Origin of the sequence: Synechococcus sp. MIT S9507 (assembly GCF_047304715.1) — a bacterium.
GTDB lineage: Bacteria > Cyanobacteriota > Cyanobacteriia > PCC-6307 > Cyanobiaceae > Synechococcus_C.
Genome location: NZ_CP138970.1, coordinates 721,736 through 739,892, shown reverse-complemented (window position 1 = coordinate 739,892; position 18,157 = coordinate 721,736). Strand labels below are relative to the sequence as shown.

Genomic DNA, 18,157 nt, shown 5'->3' with positions numbered 1-18,157 from the left:
TTGTGATGACGCAGACGCTCCACTCGCTGCTGAAAGCTGTGCTGCTTCCAGTGCCTGCTGGCCTGTCCAATCCAGGGGTCACTTCGATTACCTGTGATTCCCGAAGTGTTGGTCAGGGCTGTCTCTTCATCGGGCTTCCGGGTGAGCGGGTGGACGGTGGCTGTTTCTGGCAGGAGGCTCTGAAGGCAGGAGCCGCGGCAGCGCTGATCGGTGAGCAAGCCGCGGCGTCGCATCCCCCCTCCAAGCAGGATCCGGTTCTGGTGATCCCAGAGCCGGTGTCTCACTGGGCCGGAGAGCTGGCTGCAGCCTTCTGGCAACACCCTTCCTTGCGCATGCAGTTGATCGGTGTGACCGGCACCAACGGCAAAACCACCACAACGCATCTGATCGAACATCTCAGCCTGGAGTGCGGCCGTCCTGCAGCTCTGTTCGGAACTCTGGTCAATCGCTGGCCGGGACACAGCGTGACGTCCACGCATACCACTGCGGTTGCGGATCGTCTGCAGGCCCAGCTGGCAGAAGCGTTGACCAGGGGAACACAGGTGGCGGCCATGGAGGTCAGCTCCCATGCTCTGGATCAACAGAGGGTGGCCGGTTGTCGCTTCTCCTCTGCTGTGTTCACCAATCTCACGCAGGATCATCTCGACTACCACCCCTCGATGGAGGCCTATTTCGAAGCGAAAGCGCGTCTGTTTGCCGATCCCTTCCTGGTGGGTGAGGGGCCCCGGGCAGTGGTGAACGTTGACGACCCCTGGGGGCGACGCCTGGCTGATCGCCTTGGCGATCGCTGCTGGCGCTGCAGCCTCGACGAGGTGGCCGATCTCAGCATGCGCGACCTCGAAATGACATCCAGCGGTGTGCAGGGCACGCTGCTCACACCCCGCGGAGAGGAACGTTTCCATTCACCGCTGGTGGGCCGCTTCAATCTGATGAATGTGATGCAGGCCGTGGGCTCCATGCTCCAGCAGGATCTGCCGCTGTCCCTGTTGCTGCAAGCCCTTCCTCACTTCCGTGGTGTGCCTGGACGGATGGAGCGGGTGCTGCCCTCCTCCTCTCCCTCAGATCAGCTCCCAGCTGTAGTGGTCGATTACGCCCACACCCCCGACGGTCTGCGCAGTGCTCTTCAGGCCAGTCGTCCATTTGTGGATGGGCAGCTGGTGTGCGTGTTTGGCTGTGGCGGAGACCGCGATCGGGGCAAGCGTCCTCAGATGGCTTCCATTGCCGCAGAGCTGGCTGATCGCGTTGTGGTCACATCCGACAATCCACGCACGGAGGATCCTCAGCGCATTCTCGATGACGTGGTGGCGGGTCTGTCTTCAGGCATCGACTACCAGGTGGAAGTTGACCGATCGATCGCGATCGCTCAGGCGATCGCTGCGGCCCGTCCCGGAGACCTTGTTCTGATTGCGGGTAAAGGTCATGAGGACTATCAGATTGTTGGCACCGAAAAGCTGCATTTCGATGACCGGGAAGAAGCTGAGAAAGCGCTGCGCTCCTGGAACTAGCTATCCATCGCTGACAGGCTTCGAATCTGATCGCTGAGCTGCGCCAGCTCGTTCTGACTTGTGCAGACATGGGTGCAGGCACGCAGGCAGATGGGATCTGCCAGATCTCGGATCCAGATCTGTTGCGCACCGAGTGCTTTCACCACCTCAGATGGTGTGACACCTGCTGTCTCAGGGTGTATCTGAAAACTCACGAGACCAGCCGGCGGCGGGCCGTCAAGCAGTGGTGAGACCCCAGGGATCAACTGAAGCTTGTGCCAGAGCTGTTCACTCAGCCTGCGGATGTGCACGAGTCGATCGTGATCGGAGCCCTCCTGTTCCAGCAGGTCAAGCGAGCAGCGCAGCCCAGCCATCAACGGCACGCAGCTGGTGGCCACCTCGAAGCGACGGCTGTCGTGATGGAAGGGGTCTGGATCATCAGCCACAGCCCGAGTCTCGTCCTGAAGGCTGCGCCAGCCGATCACGGTGGGATGCGTCTCCGAGAGCATGCGCTCCGAGAGCGCCACCCCACCCAGCCCCTCCGGCCCACAGCACCACTTGTGTCCCGTGAAGGCATAGATATCAGCTGCTTGTGCCGCCTCCGCAACGGGGATCTGGCCGACGCTCTGTGCTGCATCAACAAGGAGATAAGGCTTTGCAGGGTGCTGTTGCAGTTGTGACGCCACAGCTGCGATCGGCATCTGTTGACCGGTGTTCCACAGCAGATGGGACAACACCACCAGGCGGGTTCGGCTGGTGAGCTTTTGCTCAAGTGCAGCAAGCACTTCGCGATCGGTGCGGGCCTGCTCATCACCTCCGCACCTGAGTTGCTTCACCGGCAGCACGTGAACCTGAAGCTGTAGGCGGCGAGCCAGTTCATGGCATGCGGCCACAACGCCAGGGTGTTCACTGTCGCTGATCATGATGTGGTCGCCGCTGTTCAGCGGAAGGCCCCAGAGCGGCAGCACACAACCCGTGGTCACGTTCTCACTGAGGGCGAGTCGATGTGCTGGCACATTGCACAACCGGGCCAGACGCCCGCGAGTGCTGTTCACCTCAGCACTGATGTAAGGCCAGATGTCGGTGGTGAAGGGGCCGAGTTCCTGGATGCGTTTCCAGCTCGTGGTGATGGCATCCAGCGAGGGCGTTGGCAGGGGACCCTGCCCGCCGTAGTTGAAGTAGGTCTTGTTGGCGAGTGCGGGGCAGCGTTCTCTCAGCATTGGGGATGGGGACCTGACCCCATGATCGCTGTTCAGCTCAGGCATTGCAGTCTTTTCAGGCTGCTTCAGACGTGGTTGATCCGAGAGCTGCATCAGGCGAGCCCCACCGTGTCCTTCGCGAATTTCAAGACTTGGCGCAACTTTGAGGTGTTCACTCAGACCATGGCTACGTTGCGTTTGTCGGTTGGGTTGGTATCACCGATGGCCCTGGTGGACTGGCTCTGGATTGTTCATCCGGTGTTGGCGGTGGTGTTGATCTACCCCCTCACCGGGATCGTGATACGACTGTCGGTGCAGACACGATCCCGGCGGCTGAAGACCGCGAAACCGCCTCCGACCGTTGGGCGTGATCACAGCGATCTCGGACGCTGGCTTGCTGCGGGTGTGGTGGTCCTGGTGATTATTGCGCTGATCGTGGCCATCGCTACGCATGCGCCTCTGGATCAGTTTCAAGGCGGTTGGCGTCGTGCTTTCACACTTCTGCTGGTGCTGATCGGAACCCTGCTCAGTCTTGGGGCGCTGTGGATTGCCAAGGCCCCCGGCCTGCGGCTGGCCTTCGTTGTGATCACCTGGGCTGGTGTTCTCGGCCTGGGAGCTCAGCCGGAAGTCTGGAGAGTGTCCGATGACCCGTTCTCTTCGGGGTTCTGGCAGTCCCATTACTGGTCGGGTGTCGCCGTTGTGGGCCTGATGCTGTTTTCTCTCGGTGCACGGCCGGAGATTCTGCGCAACCTGCGCCTGCGCCGTCTGCATGTCACGGCCAATGTGCTCGCGGCCCTGTTGTTCGTGGTCCAGGGCATCACGGGGACCCGTGACCTGCTGGAGATTCCACTGAGCTGGCAGAAGTCGACGATCTATGCCTGCAATTTCGAGGCCCGCAGCTGTCCGCCGCCAGCACCTCTCCCACCCGCGTCCGAGCCTTAAGGGGACGGGTTACTGCGTTGATCACAAGCCTGACCCACTGAATCCGGATGATCCGGATTCCAGGGCTGGGGTTCAATCACTCCGAAATCCTTCACCACCTTGAAGTTGCCGGTGTCGTCGGCCTGGCCCAGCAGGGAGCGCTTGTTCAGATGTTGACTTGCGGTGATGGTCAGCAAGCCCTGCGGAGCCTCGTAGCTGGTTCCGATCAGCTGCTGACGTACGTCTTTGGGATCGGTGCTGCCGGCACGTTCGGCGGCGCGAGCCCAGAGATGCACAAGGCTGTAGGCCGCTTCAGCGGGGTCGTTGATCACCCGGTGAAATCCATAGCGACGACGAAAGCGCTGCGCGAATGTTGTGGAGGCGTCACCAGCCAGCGATTGGAAATAGCTCCAGCTGGCATAGGTTCCCGAGGTTTTGTTGGTGCCGATCGCCAGAGCCTCTTCCTCCGAGACGGACAGGCTCAGGAGTGATACCCCGTTATCGACCGCTTGCGGGCCAATGAGGCCTTTGCGAAAGAGCTGCTCAAAGAAGGCGAGGTTGCTGTCGCCGTTGAGCGTGTTGATCACAACGACAGGCCCACCTGCACTGGCTTGTCGAATGCTCTCGACCAGTGGGTTCACCTCAGCACTGCCGAGCGGGAGATAAAGCTCAGCGAGCACGGTTCCACCTTCCCGCTGAACCTGGGCGCGCATGATGCGATTGGCGGTGCGGGGATAGACGTAGTCCGAGCCGATCAGCAGGACGCGTTTGCTGCGATTGGCCAGCATCCAGCTCAGGGCGGGCTCTGATTGCTGATTGGGAACCGAGCCGCCGTACACCACAAAAGGTGAGCACTCCTGACCTTCGTACTGCACCGGGTAAAACAGCAGCGCATTGCGTGCCTCCAGAACGGGCAGCATCGCTTTGCGACTGGCCGAGGTCCAGCCTCCGAAGATGGCCACCACCTGCTGTTCATCCAGTAACTGTTCGGCCTGGCGGGCAAAGGTGTCCGGATCGGACATGCCGTCTTCCTCGACCGGCTGGATCAGCACGCGTTGGCCATTGATCGTCAGCCCGCCGCTGGCGTTGATGTCCTCGATCGCCAGTCGTTCGGCTTCGGCAACCGTGTTTTCCGACAAGGCCATGGTTCCGCTGCGGGAATGGAGCAGGCCCACGCGCACCACGTTGTTGTCGGTCTTGGATCCGCCTTGAGTGCAACCGCTGATCAGCAGAGTGATCAGCAGTGGGAACAGCTTCTTCCGCTTCATCGACTTCCCCAGCTGACCAGGGCGGTCAGCACCAGCGCAGCGGCTGAGATGATCTGAAAACGCATGTCCGCTCGATTGATCCGGCGCATGGTGTTGAGCTTCTGGTCGTCGGGCGCGGCGGCATAGGTGTTGTATCCCCATGTGAACAGCGCGAACAGGGCCATGGCGATCAGATAGCTGGCGGTGAACAAATCATCGAGAAAGGTGGTGTAGGGAAGTTTCGGAAGCGAGGAGTGATACGACTGCTGCAGAAAGATGAGTGTGAGCAATGCCGTGGATGGGATGGCGAGCCGCACATCGGACAGTGTTCCCTCCACGGAAGGAGCCATCAACACAATCGAGTTGATGATCATCAGCGGAATGACCCAGTTCACGATTCCAGGCCAGAGATTCGACTGGTAGACCACTTCGAGTCGTACCTGGCTCATGTGCGGTCGATACCAGGTGCCTCGACGGTTATTGGTGCGTCGCAGATAGGGCGTGAAGTTGGCGCTTTCGAGCTGATAACCGCTCAGTGAGCCAAGCTCGCCAACCAGGTTGTCGTTGTGAGGTTCGGGCAGCAGGCGCAGCTTTTCGTATTTCTGAGACGTCCAGAGTGGTTTGAGTTCAACAATGATCGGCAGTCGCAGGATGTCGAACGGATCACGGCGGAAGTCGACCTCGTCGTCGTAGAAGCGGCTTGAGAAGTGATAAAGCTGCTGGCGTCTGCCGCCGGAGAGCTCTCGTGGCGCCTCCGTGGATGGTTCGAAGGTTGAGTCCCACGTTTCGATGCGGTTGGCCAGTGCGATCAGTTCGCCGGGATCGTTGCCATGTTTCTGCAGCAGCGCTTCCACCTCCGGGAGCCATTCCAGCCAGATCTCTCCGTCCGCTGTGAATGTGCGTGAGTTCAGATTCAGCTCATAGATCTTTTCAAGATGGATGCCGGCATAGATGAACGGGTGCTTGCGCACCAGCTCTTCCGAGAGCCTGACCTCCTCGAGGCCGGAGGGGCCCTCCATCAGTTCATTGACGGAGCTGCGGTCGAGTAGCTCTGATGAGTCCTGGCCGATGAAACCGCGTCCGCTGAGCAGCAGTGCGATGCTGAGCGCTGCGAGAAGCACCCATACGAACAGGCTTGGACGGGGCAACCTCCGCATCAACCGCTGCTCATGCCCTCACTGATGACTTCAGGATGGCTTTTTGAATTGGGCCTGTCAGTGCAGTGGTCTGCTCAGAGAACCTGAACCACTTCACTCACTTCGGGAATGCATTCGCGCATTTTGCGCTCGATTCCCATCTTCAAGGTCATGGTGCTGCTGGGGCAGCTGCCGCAGGCACCCTGCAATCTCACTTTGACCACAGGTCCATCGATCTCCACCACTTCCACATTGCCGCCATCGGCCATCAGGAACGGGCGCAGTTCATCGAGCACCTTTTCCACATTTTCAGTGCTCAGCGGCATCGTTTCGGTGCTCATGGCCGGATCTGTTGCGTGCTTTCCCACAGGGTAGGCAGGCAAGTGTCCGGATGGATTCATACCCTGAGAAGCAGGATCACCCGACGCGATGGATCGTTACGACGCCGTGCTGGTGGGAGCCGGAATGATGAGCTCCACCCTGGCTTCGTTGCTGCATGCCCTCGACCCGGGCATGCGCCTGCTGCTGGTTGAGCGTCTCGAGGCGCCGGCGCTGGAGAGCAGTGCCGCGGTCAACAATGCCGGCACCGGCCATGCCGCCAACTGTGAACTCAATTACACCCCTCAGCAGAGCGACGGAACCGTATCCGTTGATAAGGCCCTGGGGATCAATGCAGCGTTCGAACGCAGTCTGGAGTTCTGGGCCTCTCTCTGTGAACAGGGTGTTCTGAACCCCGGCAGTTTTCTTCACCAGGTGCCCCATCTCAGTTTTGTCTGGGGTGAAGAGGATGTGGCGTTTCTTCAGCAGCGGCATCGGCAGCTGCATGTGCTGCCGGCATTCGCGGCGATGCAGTGGAGCTCGGACCCCGGGCAGATCAGCGACTGGATGCCTCTGGTGATGGATGGGCGACGCCGCGGTCAAACGCTTGCAGCCACCCGCATCGAGCGGGGACTGGATCTTGACTTCGGGGCTCTGACCAGGGCACTGCTGCTGCCCCTGCAGACCGCTGGAGCACTTCAGGTGATGTACGGCTCCTCGGTGCAGGGACTGCGGCGTCCGTTGACGGAGTCAATGACCAGCTGCGACTGGCAGCTTGATCTGCGCGGTCCGTCGGGCCGACGCAGGGTGCAGGCTCCGTTTGTGTTCCTCGGCGCCGGAGGCGGTGCTCTGCCACTGCTGCAGAGCAGTGGCATTCCCGAGGCGGCCGACTACGCCGGCTTCCCCGTGAGCGGCCAGTGGCTGGTGTGCGGTGAGCCGGGGCTTGTGGAGCGCCATCACGCCAAGGTGTACGGCAAGGCGAAGGTGGGCGCACCGCCGATGTCGGTGCCGCATCTCGACACCCGCTGGATTGAAGGCAAGCGCTCCTTGCTGTTTGGTCCGTTTGCAGGGTTCAGCAGCAAATTCCTCAAATCAGGCTCCCTGCTGGATCTGCCGCTGTCGGTGCGCCCCTCCAACCTGCTGCCCATGCTGCAGGTGGGGGTTGAGAACCTGCCTCTGGTGAAATACCTGATCAATCAGCTGCGCCAGAGCGAAGCCGACCGGATGGAGGCCTTGCGCGCCTTCCTCCCACAGGCCAACGCGCAGGACTGGAGCCTTTCGGTTGCCGGTCAGCGGGTCCAGATCATCAAACGCACGCCCGATGGTGGACGCCTGCAGATGGGCACTGAAGTCGTGAGTGCCGCGGATGGATCACTGGCGGCGCTGCTGGGTGCTTCCCCCGGGGCCAGCACCTCCGTTCAGATCATGGTGGAGGTGCTGGAGCGTTGCTTTGCTTCAAAGCTGGCCACTCAGGCCTGGCAGGAGCGTCTTCGACAGCTGATTCCCACTTACGGGGAGGATCTCAATGCCGATGAGGAGCTGTTGCGTCGCACCCGCGAGCGCAGCAACGCCCTGCTGGGTCTAAGCGTCTGAGCCTTCCTGTTTGCGCATGCGCTGCTGAATCACGCCCGCCACAATCGCCAGGCCGAACATGCCGAACACGGCTCCGACCAGCAGCAGTTTGCCGCCGCTGAAAATGCCAGCGCCCAGGGCCACGATCGGCCCACTGCTCAGCAACACACTCACCAGCAACGGCAGCGCGAAGGCGCGCCAGGGGATACCGCCGAGGCCTGCGGCGTAGCTCACGAAATCGAACAGGCCTGTCATCAGCAGACCGGTGAGCAGAAATGGATTGCCTTCCAGTTGGTTGCGGCTGAAGCGCTCGATGGTGGTCATCGCCCCCTCTCCCACCAGCTTCTGGATCGGGCCGCGTCCATAGTTGCTGGCCAGCAGGAAGGCCGCTTGGCAGAAGATCAGATCGCAGATCACGATTGTGATGAAGCCCGTCTGGAAACCCAGAAGTGCGCCGGCCAGCAGTGAGTAAGCCGTGCTGGGCAGTGCCGGCAGAATGATGCTCACGCCCCGCAGGAACAGGATTCCCAGAGGGGCCCAGAAACCAAGGCGCTCCACCTGAGCCCGGATCGGTTCGAGCCCGTGCACATTGATCAGGTGAAACAGCACGGCAAGCCCTGCAATCACAGCTGCAATCAGCAGGAATCGGCGAAAGCGGGGCACAGGCAGGCAGGTTCAGCGTGCTGAAGACCTTCCCATATCGATGTCATCTCCTGCGACCATCGGTATCAGTTGATATAGGCACGCCCCTGTTGATCAGCGGCCCGGATGGCATCCGCCACCGCTGCGGCGGTGACTTCGAAGGGCTCGTTGTGGCTGCTTTCACCAGGGATTACGGTGCGTTCCGCAATTCGCTGGATGGCCTCGTCGTCGTCGGGGTTGATCCCGATCTGCTGCAGGGTGGTGGGGAGTCCCACGGATCGGCAGTAGCTGTAGATCTCCTGGATCTCAGACTGGGGCTGGCCTTCCATCACCAGCTGGGTGTGCAGTCCGAAGGCGACTTTCTCGCCATGGAGCATGGCGTGGCTTGCCGGGATCTCGCTGATGCCGTTGTGAACGGCGTGGGCAAGAGCCAGGCCGCCACTTTCAAAACCAAGCCCCGACAGCAGATTGTTCGCTTCCACAATCCGTTCGAGAGCGGGGGTGGTGGCGTGGGCATCCACGGCGGAGCAGGCAGCCGGACCATCCGCCAGAAGGATGTCGCAACACAGCTTGGCCAGGGCTGTGGCTGTGGTGGTGGGATAGCCCCCCACCACATTGCAGCCATGGCTTTGCCGGCAGCTGCGGGCTTCAAACCATGTGGCCAGTGCATCTCCGAAACCAGCGACCAGCTGCCGCTTGGGCGCTCTGGCCACCACCTCCGTGTCAACAAGCAGCAGCAGCGGATGGCGGTTGTAGAAGCGAAAGCCCTCCACCGCTCCGCCATTGGTGTAAATCACAGAGAGAGCACTGCAAGGGGAATCGGTGCTCGCCAGGGTGGGTGTGATCACCACCGGCAGATCCAGTTCATCGGCAACAGCTCTAGCCGTGTCAGAGGCTTTGCCTCCACCAGCACCCACCACGGCTGAGAAGGGCTGAGTCGCCGCTCGGGCGACCAGACGATTGATCTCCTGCTCGCTGCATTCACCAGCGAATGCCTCCACCACGGGGGTCACACCCACAGGCGGGAGGGTGTCCTGCCAGATCGGCGCCAGTGTTCTGCGGGCCGTGCCACCGGCGATGAACAACACCGGACCGCTGAGGCCGAGGCGCTTCAGTTCCGTGCCCAGTTCCCAGGTGGCGCCGGGACCCTGAACATAACGTCCAGGCGAGGCGAACACCGCCAGTGGACGATGGTGATCACGACCGAAATCTGTGCGATATCCCATGACCCAGCAAGGCAGTGATCATTCCCTAGCCAGGTCTCAGATGTACGTCAGTAGATGTATGTCAGTGCCGCCGGTGCTGAGCTGTGCTGCCGAAGTTGCGACCTCGCGGTGAGCATCAACCTGGATGACCCCCGAGGTTCACCGTGATCACACCGGCTGTGATCAGGGCCATGCCGATCAACTGACCCTGGCTCGGCACCTGGTTGTAAACCAACAGGCCGATCATCACGATCGCCACGATGCCGATGCCACTCCAGAGTGCGTAGGTGAGGCCCATGGGGAGCACCTGGACCACCCGTGACATCAACGTCATCGAGATGGCGTAAGCCGCCAGCACCACCACGGTGGGAACTGGCCTGCTGAATCCCTGCGAGAGCTTGAGGCAGGAGGTGCCGATCACCTCCGCGCCGATCGCCAGCAACAGCAACACCCAGGGCGAATTCATCGATGTGTAAACCAGGGGCATGAACTATTCAACAGTCCACTCCATCAATCCTTGATTGGTTCAGTCTCGAAAGGAGAAAGATCAGCCCATGTCTACGGTTCGGTAGACGATTGGTGGTCATGGATTCTGTTGTGCTGTGGTTTTCTCTCGGCAATGACGAACATCGAATCACCCGCTTGATCGGCTTTGAAGCGGAGTCGTGAGCTGGTTATCCAGCCGCTCGACACGATGTCTGAACGGAAAGAGATCCGAGAGTGTCTGAGTGAACCGACCGAGGAGATCGGTTTCACTTCGATTGCGCTGATTCTGAACGTGCTGACGTGATGGTCCGCCGCTCTCTGGACAGCATCCAGTTGCAGGTTGACCGGTGCGGCAATCCAGAGCAGCCGCGAAGCCACTACCGGCGCTGCGTGTTCATCCTGATCAGGCTGCCTTGCTGCTGATCGTTGCTCCCTAGGATTGAGTCAACGCCTTGATCAGCCCTCGACGGGATTCCGCCAACCGCATGACCGACGCACCCGTCTCACGGATCCGTAATTTCTGCATCATTGCCCACATCGACCATGGCAAGTCGACGCTGGCCGACCGTTTGCTGCAGGACACGGGCACCGTGGCCAACCGGGACATGCAGGAGCAGTTCCTGGACAACATGGATCTGGAGCGGGAACGCGGCATCACGATCAAGCTCCAGGCGGCGCGGATGAAGTACACCGCCGCTGATGGAGAGAGCTACACCCTCAACCTGATCGATACACCAGGCCATGTGGACTTCTCCTACGAGGTGAGCCGCAGCCTGCAGGCCTGTGAGGGGGCTCTGCTGGTGGTGGATGCCAGCCAGGGTGTGGAGGCCCAGACGCTGGCCAATGTGTATCTGGCCCTGGAGAACGATCTGGAGATCATTCCGGTGCTGAACAAGATCGATCTGCCCGGCGCGGATCCGGATCGCATCAAGGAAGAGATCGAAGCGATCATCGGGCTCGATTGCAGCAATGCGATCCCCTGTTCAGCCAAGACAGGACTCGGGGTGCCTGAGATTCTTCAGGAGGTGGTGGACAGGGTGCCGCCGCCGGCGGATGCGGTGGATGAACCCACCAAGGCGCTGATTTTTGACTCCTACTACGACCCCTACCGGGGGGTGATTGTGTACTTCCGGGTGATGAGCGGCCGGATCAACTGCAAGGACAAGGTCCTGCTGATGGAGAGCAAGAAGATCTACGAGCTCGATGAAGTGGGCGTGATGGCGCCCGACCAGCGCAAGGTGGATGAGCTGCATGCCGGCGAGGTGGGCTATCTGGCCGCATCGATCAAGGCCGTGGCTGATGCCCGTGTGGGTGACACGATCACTCTGCTGAACGCACCGGCCGATGAACCTCTGCCCGGTTACACCGAGGCCAAGCCGATGGTGTTCTGCGGGCTGTTTCCAACGGAAGCGGATCAGTACCCCGACCTGCGTGAAGCGCTCGACAAGTTGCAGCTCTCAGATGCTGCCTTGAAGTTCGAGCCTGAAACCAGCAGCGCCATGGGCTTCGGGTTCCGTTGCGGCTTCCTCGGTTTGCTGCACATGGAGATCGTGCAGGAGCGGCTGGAGCGCGAATACGGCCTGGATCTGATCGTCACCGCACCGTCTGTGATCTATCAGGTGAACATGATCGATGGCTCAGAGGAGATGGTGGACAACCCCGCCACGCTCCCCGATCCGCAGCAGCGCGAATCGATTGAAGAGCCCTACGTGCGCATGGAGATCTATGCGCCCAACGACTACAACGGCGCGCTGATGGGGCTCTGTCAGGAGCGCCGTGGTGAGTATGTCGACATGAAATACATCACCACCGACCGGGTGACGCTGATTTATGAGCTGCCGCTGGCCGAAGTGGTGACCGACTTCTTCGATCAGATGAAGACGCGAACCCAGGGCTATGCCTCAATGGAATATCACCTGATCGGTTACCGCAAAAATGAACTGGTGCGCCTGGATGTGTTGATCAACGGTGAACGGGCAGATCCCCTCACCACGATCGTGCATCGCGACAAGGCCTACAACGTGGGCAAGGGCCTGGTGGAAAAGCTCAAGGAGCTGATCCCTCGGCAGCAGTTCAAAATTCCCCTGCAGGCCTCGATCGGTAGCCGCATCATTGCCTCCACCAGCATCAGTGCCATGCGCAAGGACGTGCTGGCCAAGTGCTACGGCGGTGACATTTCGCGCAAGAAGAAACTGTTGAAGAAACAGGCCAAAGGCAAGAAGCGCATGAAGGCCATGGGCAAGGTGGATGTGCCTCAGGAAGCCTTCATGGCGGTGTTGAAGTTGAATCAGAGTCCGTGATCGGAGGTCTGGATTCAGAGATCATCCACCTTGATGTATTCGCCCGAGGTTCTGCTCGAGAGAAGTTGCATCCACTCTGAATCAAGCCCAACACTGGTTGCGTTGATTTTGATGGCTTTATTGCCATCGATGACCCGTGAAGCATTTAACGATGCATAGTAATCCGCTACTTCGTCGTAGTCGGAACTGTTCCACGACCCATTGCTTCGATCTTTATTGGGTTTGCCGTCCGAGAGAAAATAAACTGTGTCCGTCAGTTCGTCATTGAATGCATCGTCGAGTGGATACCATGGCATGGTTCCACCCCAATAGACCGGATCGCTTGAACTGAGGCTGTTAATAAAGGTGATGGCAGATTGTCGGGCCTCAGAATTGGCAGGGCCCAGCTCAACAAGATTGTTTCTGCTTTGAGACCAGGTTTTGTTGTTGCGTTTACCATTGGTGCTGAATGCAGAGAGCCCAATTTTTGTGTAATCAGGCAAATTATTAACGATATTGATCATTTCGTTTTGCAGGGCTTCCATGCGCGTAAAACTGCAGATTCGATATGTGCGGTAATAGCCTTTCTGCGGATCGTAGAAGCGACGCCGTGTGTTTCCATATTCTCCGCTCCAGGCAACACATGCACTCATGGATCCAGATCCATCTAGGATAAATCGAACATTATTGCTGGTGATGTTCTGGAAAAATGCCCCACCACTGTATCCATTTCCTTGATTACCATCAGTTGCATTAAAGCCAAATCTCACACGTTTATCGGCGCGCGCAAATGCGGCAAAATATAAATCCTGTTTGGTCTGAGACTTCGCTGCGTTGGTGTCTTCAAGGAAGCTGGCTGAGATCTGATAAGGATCGTCATTTTTGGAGTCATCGAGCTCGTAGGGGTCGATGAATTTCACCAGTTTGGTGTTGACATCAGTTTGGACTCTCAGAGCCGGTTCCTGAAATGTTCGTGCTGGTGTTTTATCACCAGAGAACTCAAAGCTGACTCCACTTAAGATGTTATCCAAATTATTACTGTCAGGGCATTGTTCGTCCTCCGCAAGATCATTGACTTTGCAAGGAATCGTTCCGATGTCATCTAAAACAGAGGTGATGAAGAGCCCTGCTTCATATTGTTCATTGTCATCGGACTGCACCTGATCTTCTTCCGTAACGTACTTTCCATCCATCTTTAGAGGAGCTCCACAGCGGAGCAATGCATATCCACGTTCATCAGCGCTCAGACCTATGCCGTAAAGGACAGGTTCATCCAGTTCCACCATGTTGACTCCAAACACTGGCTGGAACCCTTTTGCTTTGGGTAATCCCTGGCAGAAACTCACAACATCCTGATGGGGGGTCAGGTCAGTATGTTCCTCACCTTCTTGTACACCATCTGTTCGCACCACGAGCAGATTCATGCTGCGTTCAATCTCAGAGCGCATGAGGCGTACACCTGTGGTGGTGTTTTGTCTGAGTGTGGCCTTGCCATGGGATTCACTGATTAAGGTTTGGGTGCTGCGCAGGCCCATGGATGCTGCGCCAACGATCAGTGTTCCCGTTGTAACTCCAACGAGAAGTTCGGGAATCGTGAAACCTTTTGACCGTTGATTTTGCGTTTTCTTTTGCATCCTTCCAGGCATCAAGTGCGTGATGGGTGTACCTATATGCGTTTAATCTGCCATGGTGTCTGCCTTGCTTGGAGAGATAGAGGCTGAATACTTTCTAAGCAAAATCTTAGAATCATCATCATGTTTTTCTGCATGACCCGCTGCTCACCGAAGATTCTGGATTGGCCAGTGCCCAAGTACCTTTTGTGATTTCTCCTGCTCCGTTGATTTCGACACAGCCAATACTCAGTTTGTTTTGACTTGGGATGCAGGATGTTGGATTCTCTGTTGATGCTGCTTGCTCATGGCAAATCAGAAAGGTAATGGTGTCTAAATTTGCCGTGGTGCCTGGGGGCGTTAAGCCAAAATCCGTTTTGCTGACAGCTACGCGAACTTGCTTGGATGCCGGTGTTGATTCCTGTTGAACGAGGCGAAGATTATCCTGCGCTTGCCCCGTTAGTTCGCCCAGACGGTTGCCGGGGTAACCAGTCAAGCAGTCAGGGTCATTAGTCTTTTGGCTGATTTCAGAATTACAGCATTGCATGCTCGTCTGCTCATTTTTTCCTTGGCTGAACTCAACAAGAGTTTCTGGTTTTTGAAAAGTAAATGTTGCGGGGAAACTGATTTCACAATTTGTTTTGGTTTGACCCAATTTTGCTTTTAAACTCAACAGCCCAGACTCCAAGGAGTGGACATAGCGATTCACATCCCCCTGTCCGCGATTCCTTGTGATCATTGGAACCGTGATGGCGGTTGATGTTGCAAGCAGCGCCATGGTGACGACCATCTCAATTAAAGTGAACCCTTTGTTTATCTTTTTCATTGCAGGCTATAGCACTGAGAGGAAAAGTTGGGATTGATATCAACGATCCTTTGTTCTGCGCCGATTGATGCTTCAGGCGCCTCAAAGTTATATGTAAGCACCAGAAGGTTCGGATCTTCGCTATTCCAGTCCATGGCAACCTGAGGATCAGGGGAGTTGCCAGTTATATCAACATTCTGAAGATGGTTTTTAAAAACGCACTTGGATTTTGGCAGGCTAGGTTTAAATCAGTGTTCAGGCCTGATTCAGCTTGGATCGACTCTGCTGTGAGGTACGAATCATGCATTTGAACCAGTTGAATATGGTTGTTGATTGCTGCTTCGATCGAGTTACGTGAAGACTGATTACTGCTTGTTGCCATCGATGAAACGCCCATGCGACCCACTCCTGTCATCACGGCAGCAACAACAACTCCTGAGATGAGACTTTCGGCCAGCGTGAAGCCCTCCGCCTGCTTTGTTCTTCTGACCTTGTTTCGAAGTGGTGATGCTCGATCGTTCATGTTCATCAGGGCTGTGTTAAATGATGAATGGCTTTACAAAGGGCTATGTTTTTGAGGTATGGATCTGATTAAGTACATCATGCGATCTTTTGATCTGGCTTAGATGATTGAAGACTCAAGGGTTGATTTGAAATCAGAGTGATTAATCTGAGTGCATTCTGAGATTTTTTACCAGATTTAAGAATGTTCTACCATCGCTCGAAAGTGTCGAGGCTTGTTCCGCGAATCGCTCGCGTGACCATGCGTCCATACCCTGGATAATTGAAACGATCTTGCCATCCCCAGAGGTTGTTGGCTTTTTCAACGACTGTTGTATTTCCAGATTCTGTTGTCAATTGGAAGGACGATGGATTATTGAGTGGGTCCACCACGCAAATGCTTGCTGCCCAGGCCAGACCATTTAATGATGCATTATCAGCTCGAATCGTTCCCGTTGGCATATAAAGAAGTGCGTAGGGAAGATTGTCGTTGGAGAAGCTTAAAGATCGCACTTTACTGTCGCAGGCTTGCGTAGGTGCTGCACCCCTGCTGGCCATGATCACGAGTTGCTCAGGTTTTTCATTGTATTTTGAACTGTTTGCACTCACTGCGCATAGCTCGGCGCTGTTGCTCAATTCAATGGCTCTGGTGATTCTTGCATCATCAGGATAAGCAACAGGCTGATCAAGGTGTAAAACAACAGCTCTTGATTCGTCCGTTTCGATGTGGAGAGACTTTGAAGATAACTTGATGTGATCTATATAAACATGACAATCAAACTGGTTAGATTGTTTGCAGATGTCTTGCTTGGATAGGATGATTACTGATTCTTCCGGATCAATCTCGAGCCCTTCTTCTGCCAGTGTTCGAAAATCTCCGGAATCTTCAATTTTTCCTGATGCGTTGAACTTATAATCGCCAAGATCGGTTTTGTCAGCATCGCGCACACACACGGCTTGACCGCACGGCAGGGCGGGGTAGAGGATTAAATTCCCAGCGGAATCAACATCGGGAGCGCCGTCTTGATCGCGATCAGCTGAAGCAGGCGGACTGTCATCAAAGCTCCACATTCGAATAGTGTTCTCACTGTTTTCGGATGTGGTGTCATTGATGGGGTCTTTCTCAAAGAGGATTGGTGGCGGCATCCCACTGACACCTCGATTCATTTCATTGATATTGATTGGCCAGATTTGATTGTTTCTAGTTTTTCCTGCAAGGTTGAAATTACTAGACCCCACATCATTGAGCAGGGCAGAATCGCTGCAGCTGTTAGCGTATTGCAGCGCGGAATAGTTATTGGTTCTGCTGGTTAGATAAAAAATATGTCCCGGTCCAACAATCTCTGTATCATTCAACCGAAGGTTGCGACCACTCATCACACTCCAGTCGCCAACACCGGGAACTTTGGAATTCACATACAAGGATCGGCGTAATAATGCCTGTGCCAGTGTGGTGTCGCCACGCTTTACAACACCTTCAACGTAAAAAGTGCCTTCTCCATTTCCAGCCGTGGCTGTTGTGTCGTAACTGCGGAGTCTGTAGCTGATTTGAATATCGTCTGATCCCCCATCGGATCGGATGCTTCCATCATTGATGACTACTTCTGGCGCCTGATCTTCGGTTCCAGCAGGATAGGCTGCAGTGTGTTTTGTGACTGGTGTGCAGAGCTCCACCAACTCAAACTCTTCAGTGTTTGGAAAGGCCCAGCCATTTTTTCCTTCGCTGTTGTTGAGGGATAACAGAAATCCGGTGTAGTTATTCCGGTCGTTGCGATTCAGGTCGCTGATGATGCGATTCAGGCCACTTAAAGCCGCCGATTCAGCCATCTGTTGATAACTTTCCGCTGAACCCAATTTGCGTGCCATGATCTGGCGAATCATGAGCCCTGAGCTCCCGGCGAGCAGAACAGTACCCATCAGCATGGCCACCAAGAGGGCCATTCCCTCCTCTTCTCGGTGGCTTGATGGCCAATTTATTTTTTGTGGATTGTTGATCAATGACAGTTTCTGCATGATTTAGCCACAGTTAAGAACGTCTTCATTTTCGATGCCTATTCCGCTTTTCAAGTCACTTGCACCATTGCTTACGTTGAAGCAAGATTGGATTGCAAATCTGTCTTCGTCTGTCTCTTCAGGCTCTCCAGTTTCGTTGTTAATGACTCTGGGTGTTGCTGTTAATGTATAAATAGACTCCGTTGGTCCAGCAACAGAGAGTTCAAAGTTTCCATTCGGAAGAATGATTGGTGAGGTAAGTTCGCCAGTTGCAGGCCCATCATTGGTCATCACCGCAGCGATACTTGAAAGTTCGTCCCATTTCGTGGGTAGCTCGCCAGTCGCATCGATGTAAGCGCCTATAGTCGTAGGAATAGTAGATACAATTGATTGCACTTTTTTGTTATTGCTTTGTTGGATCTGGTCGAAGTATTGAGGTATCGCTATTGAGCTGAGAATGCCAGTTATTGCAGTGACCGTTAGAACTTCAGTAAGACTAAAGCCTGACATTTTTCTTATTTGAGTTTTGTTGGTCAATGGAGTTGTTGATTGATTCATTCTTCCTGCCTCTTTTGTGAATTGAATGGTTTAGAAATATACATATGTGAGAGTTTTTTGAAGGCGTGATTCAGGGGGTAAAATATGTTTTTTGACGTAATATTTTTGGCTTCTCTTTGATTTCAAGTGTCAGGAAGCTGAGCGGAGAGTTTGGAGTTTTGCTAGACAAGTTTTGTCTTCGCTTGCGTGAGACAGAGCGGAG

At 56.1% G+C, this 18,157-nt stretch carries 16 protein-coding genes; 4 read left to right on the top strand and 12 right to left on the bottom strand.

The features are described from left to right. The first annotated feature begins 5 nt into the window (after positions 1–5). Positions 6–1,505 (top strand): UDP-N-acetylmuramoyl-L-alanyl-D-glutamate--2,6-diaminopimelate ligase, encoded by a 1,500-nt coding sequence (locus tag SIB83_RS03915; RefSeq protein WP_413403733.1) that lies wholly within the window; start codon positions 6–8, stop codon positions 1,503–1,505. Here the strand turns inward: SIB83_RS03915 and SIB83_RS03910 are convergent. After that, on the bottom strand, positions 1,502–2,704 hold the full coding sequence (locus SIB83_RS03910; RefSeq protein ID WP_413746849.1) for an aminotransferase class V-fold PLP-dependent enzyme: 1,203 nt from the start codon (positions 2,702–2,704) through the stop codon (positions 1,502–1,504). The genes SIB83_RS03915 and SIB83_RS03910 overlap by 4 nt on opposite strands. Before the next feature lie 201 nt (positions 2,705–2,905). Between SIB83_RS03910 and SIB83_RS03905 the strand changes: the two genes are divergently transcribed. Then, entirely contained in the window at positions 2,906–3,625 is a 720-nt protein-coding gene (locus tag SIB83_RS03905; protein WP_413747279.1) for a DUF4079 domain-containing protein, read from the top strand. Here SIB83_RS03905 and SIB83_RS03900 read toward each other — a convergent pair. The 3 genes from SIB83_RS03900 to SIB83_RS03890 form a co-directional block, all read right to left on the bottom strand. Then, complete coding sequence (locus SIB83_RS03900; protein WP_413746848.1) at positions 3,622–4,872, bottom strand: urea ABC transporter substrate-binding protein; 1,251 nt, start codon at positions 4,870–4,872, stop codon at positions 3,622–3,624. The two genes, SIB83_RS03905 and SIB83_RS03900, sit on opposite strands and share 4 nt — an antisense overlap. After that, positions 4,869–6,008 (bottom strand): hypothetical protein, encoded by a 1,140-nt coding sequence (locus tag SIB83_RS03895; RefSeq protein ID WP_413403729.1) that lies wholly within the window; start codon positions 6,006–6,008, stop codon positions 4,869–4,871. The genes SIB83_RS03900 and SIB83_RS03895 overlap by 4 nt, the downstream gene beginning before the upstream one ends. Positions 6,009–6,082: 74 nt before the next feature. Then, complete coding sequence (locus SIB83_RS03890; RefSeq protein ID WP_413403728.1) at positions 6,083–6,328, bottom strand: NifU family protein; 246 nt, start codon at positions 6,326–6,328, stop codon at positions 6,083–6,085. An 88-nt stretch (positions 6,329–6,416) separates the two neighbouring features. Between SIB83_RS03890 and SIB83_RS03885 the strand changes: the two genes are divergently transcribed. After that, the gene (locus SIB83_RS03885) at positions 6,417–7,898 is read left to right on the top strand and encodes a malate:quinone oxidoreductase (protein ID WP_413403727.1); all 1,482 of its coding nucleotides are present in this window, start codon (positions 6,417–6,419) and stop codon (positions 7,896–7,898) included. Here the strand turns inward: SIB83_RS03885 and SIB83_RS03880 are convergent. From SIB83_RS03880 to SIB83_RS03870, 3 genes are all read right to left on the bottom strand, one after another. Continuing rightward, complete coding sequence (locus tag SIB83_RS03880) at positions 7,887–8,540, bottom strand: TVP38/TMEM64 family protein (RefSeq protein WP_413403726.1); 654 nt, start codon at positions 8,538–8,540, stop codon at positions 7,887–7,889. The genes SIB83_RS03885 and SIB83_RS03880 overlap by 12 nt on opposite strands. A gap of 65 nt (positions 8,541–8,605) precedes the next feature. Further along, positions 8,606–9,745 carry a glycerol dehydrogenase gene (locus tag SIB83_RS03875; RefSeq protein ID WP_413746847.1) on the bottom strand — a complete coding sequence of 380 codons (1,140 nt, stop codon included), beginning with the start codon at positions 9,743–9,745 and terminating at the stop codon, positions 8,606–8,608. Positions 9,746–9,860: 115 nt separating this feature from the next. Next, a complete protein-coding gene (locus tag SIB83_RS03870; protein WP_413746846.1) occupies positions 9,861–10,190 on the bottom strand; it encodes a DMT family transporter in 330 nt (109 codons plus the stop codon). A 505-nt stretch (positions 10,191–10,695) separates the two neighbouring features. Here SIB83_RS03870 and lepA point away from each other — a divergent pair. Further along, the gene (lepA, locus tag SIB83_RS03865; RefSeq protein ID WP_413746845.1) at positions 10,696–12,510 is read left to right on the top strand and encodes a translation elongation factor 4; all 1,815 of its coding nucleotides are present in this window, start codon (positions 10,696–10,698) and stop codon (positions 12,508–12,510) included. 14 nt (positions 12,511–12,524) lie between these two features. Here lepA and SIB83_RS03860 read toward each other — a convergent pair whose 3' ends face one another. The 5 genes from SIB83_RS03860 to SIB83_RS03840 form a co-directional block, all read right to left on the bottom strand. Then, positions 12,525–14,123: a VWA domain-containing protein gene (locus SIB83_RS03860; protein ID WP_413746844.1), complete on the bottom strand. Its 1,599-nt coding sequence runs from the start codon at positions 14,121–14,123 to the stop codon at positions 12,525–12,527. 118 nt (positions 14,124–14,241) lie between these two features. Then, entirely contained in the window at positions 14,242–14,889 is a 648-nt protein-coding gene (locus SIB83_RS03855) for a hypothetical protein (protein WP_413746843.1), read from the bottom strand. Between the two features lie 199 nt (positions 14,890–15,088). Then, a complete protein-coding gene (locus SIB83_RS03850) occupies positions 15,089–15,433 on the bottom strand; it encodes a hypothetical protein (protein WP_413746842.1) in 345 nt (114 codons plus the stop codon). A 182-nt stretch (positions 15,434–15,615) separates the two neighbouring features. Next, positions 15,616–17,418 (bottom strand): hypothetical protein, encoded by a 1,803-nt coding sequence (locus tag SIB83_RS03845; RefSeq protein WP_413746841.1) that lies wholly within the window; start codon positions 17,416–17,418, stop codon positions 15,616–15,618. 3 nt (positions 17,419–17,421) lie between these two features. Next, positions 17,422–17,955: a type IV pilin protein gene (locus SIB83_RS03840; RefSeq protein WP_413746840.1), complete on the bottom strand. Its 534-nt coding sequence runs from the start codon at positions 17,953–17,955 to the stop codon at positions 17,422–17,424. Positions 17,956–18,157 lie beyond the last annotated feature (202 nt).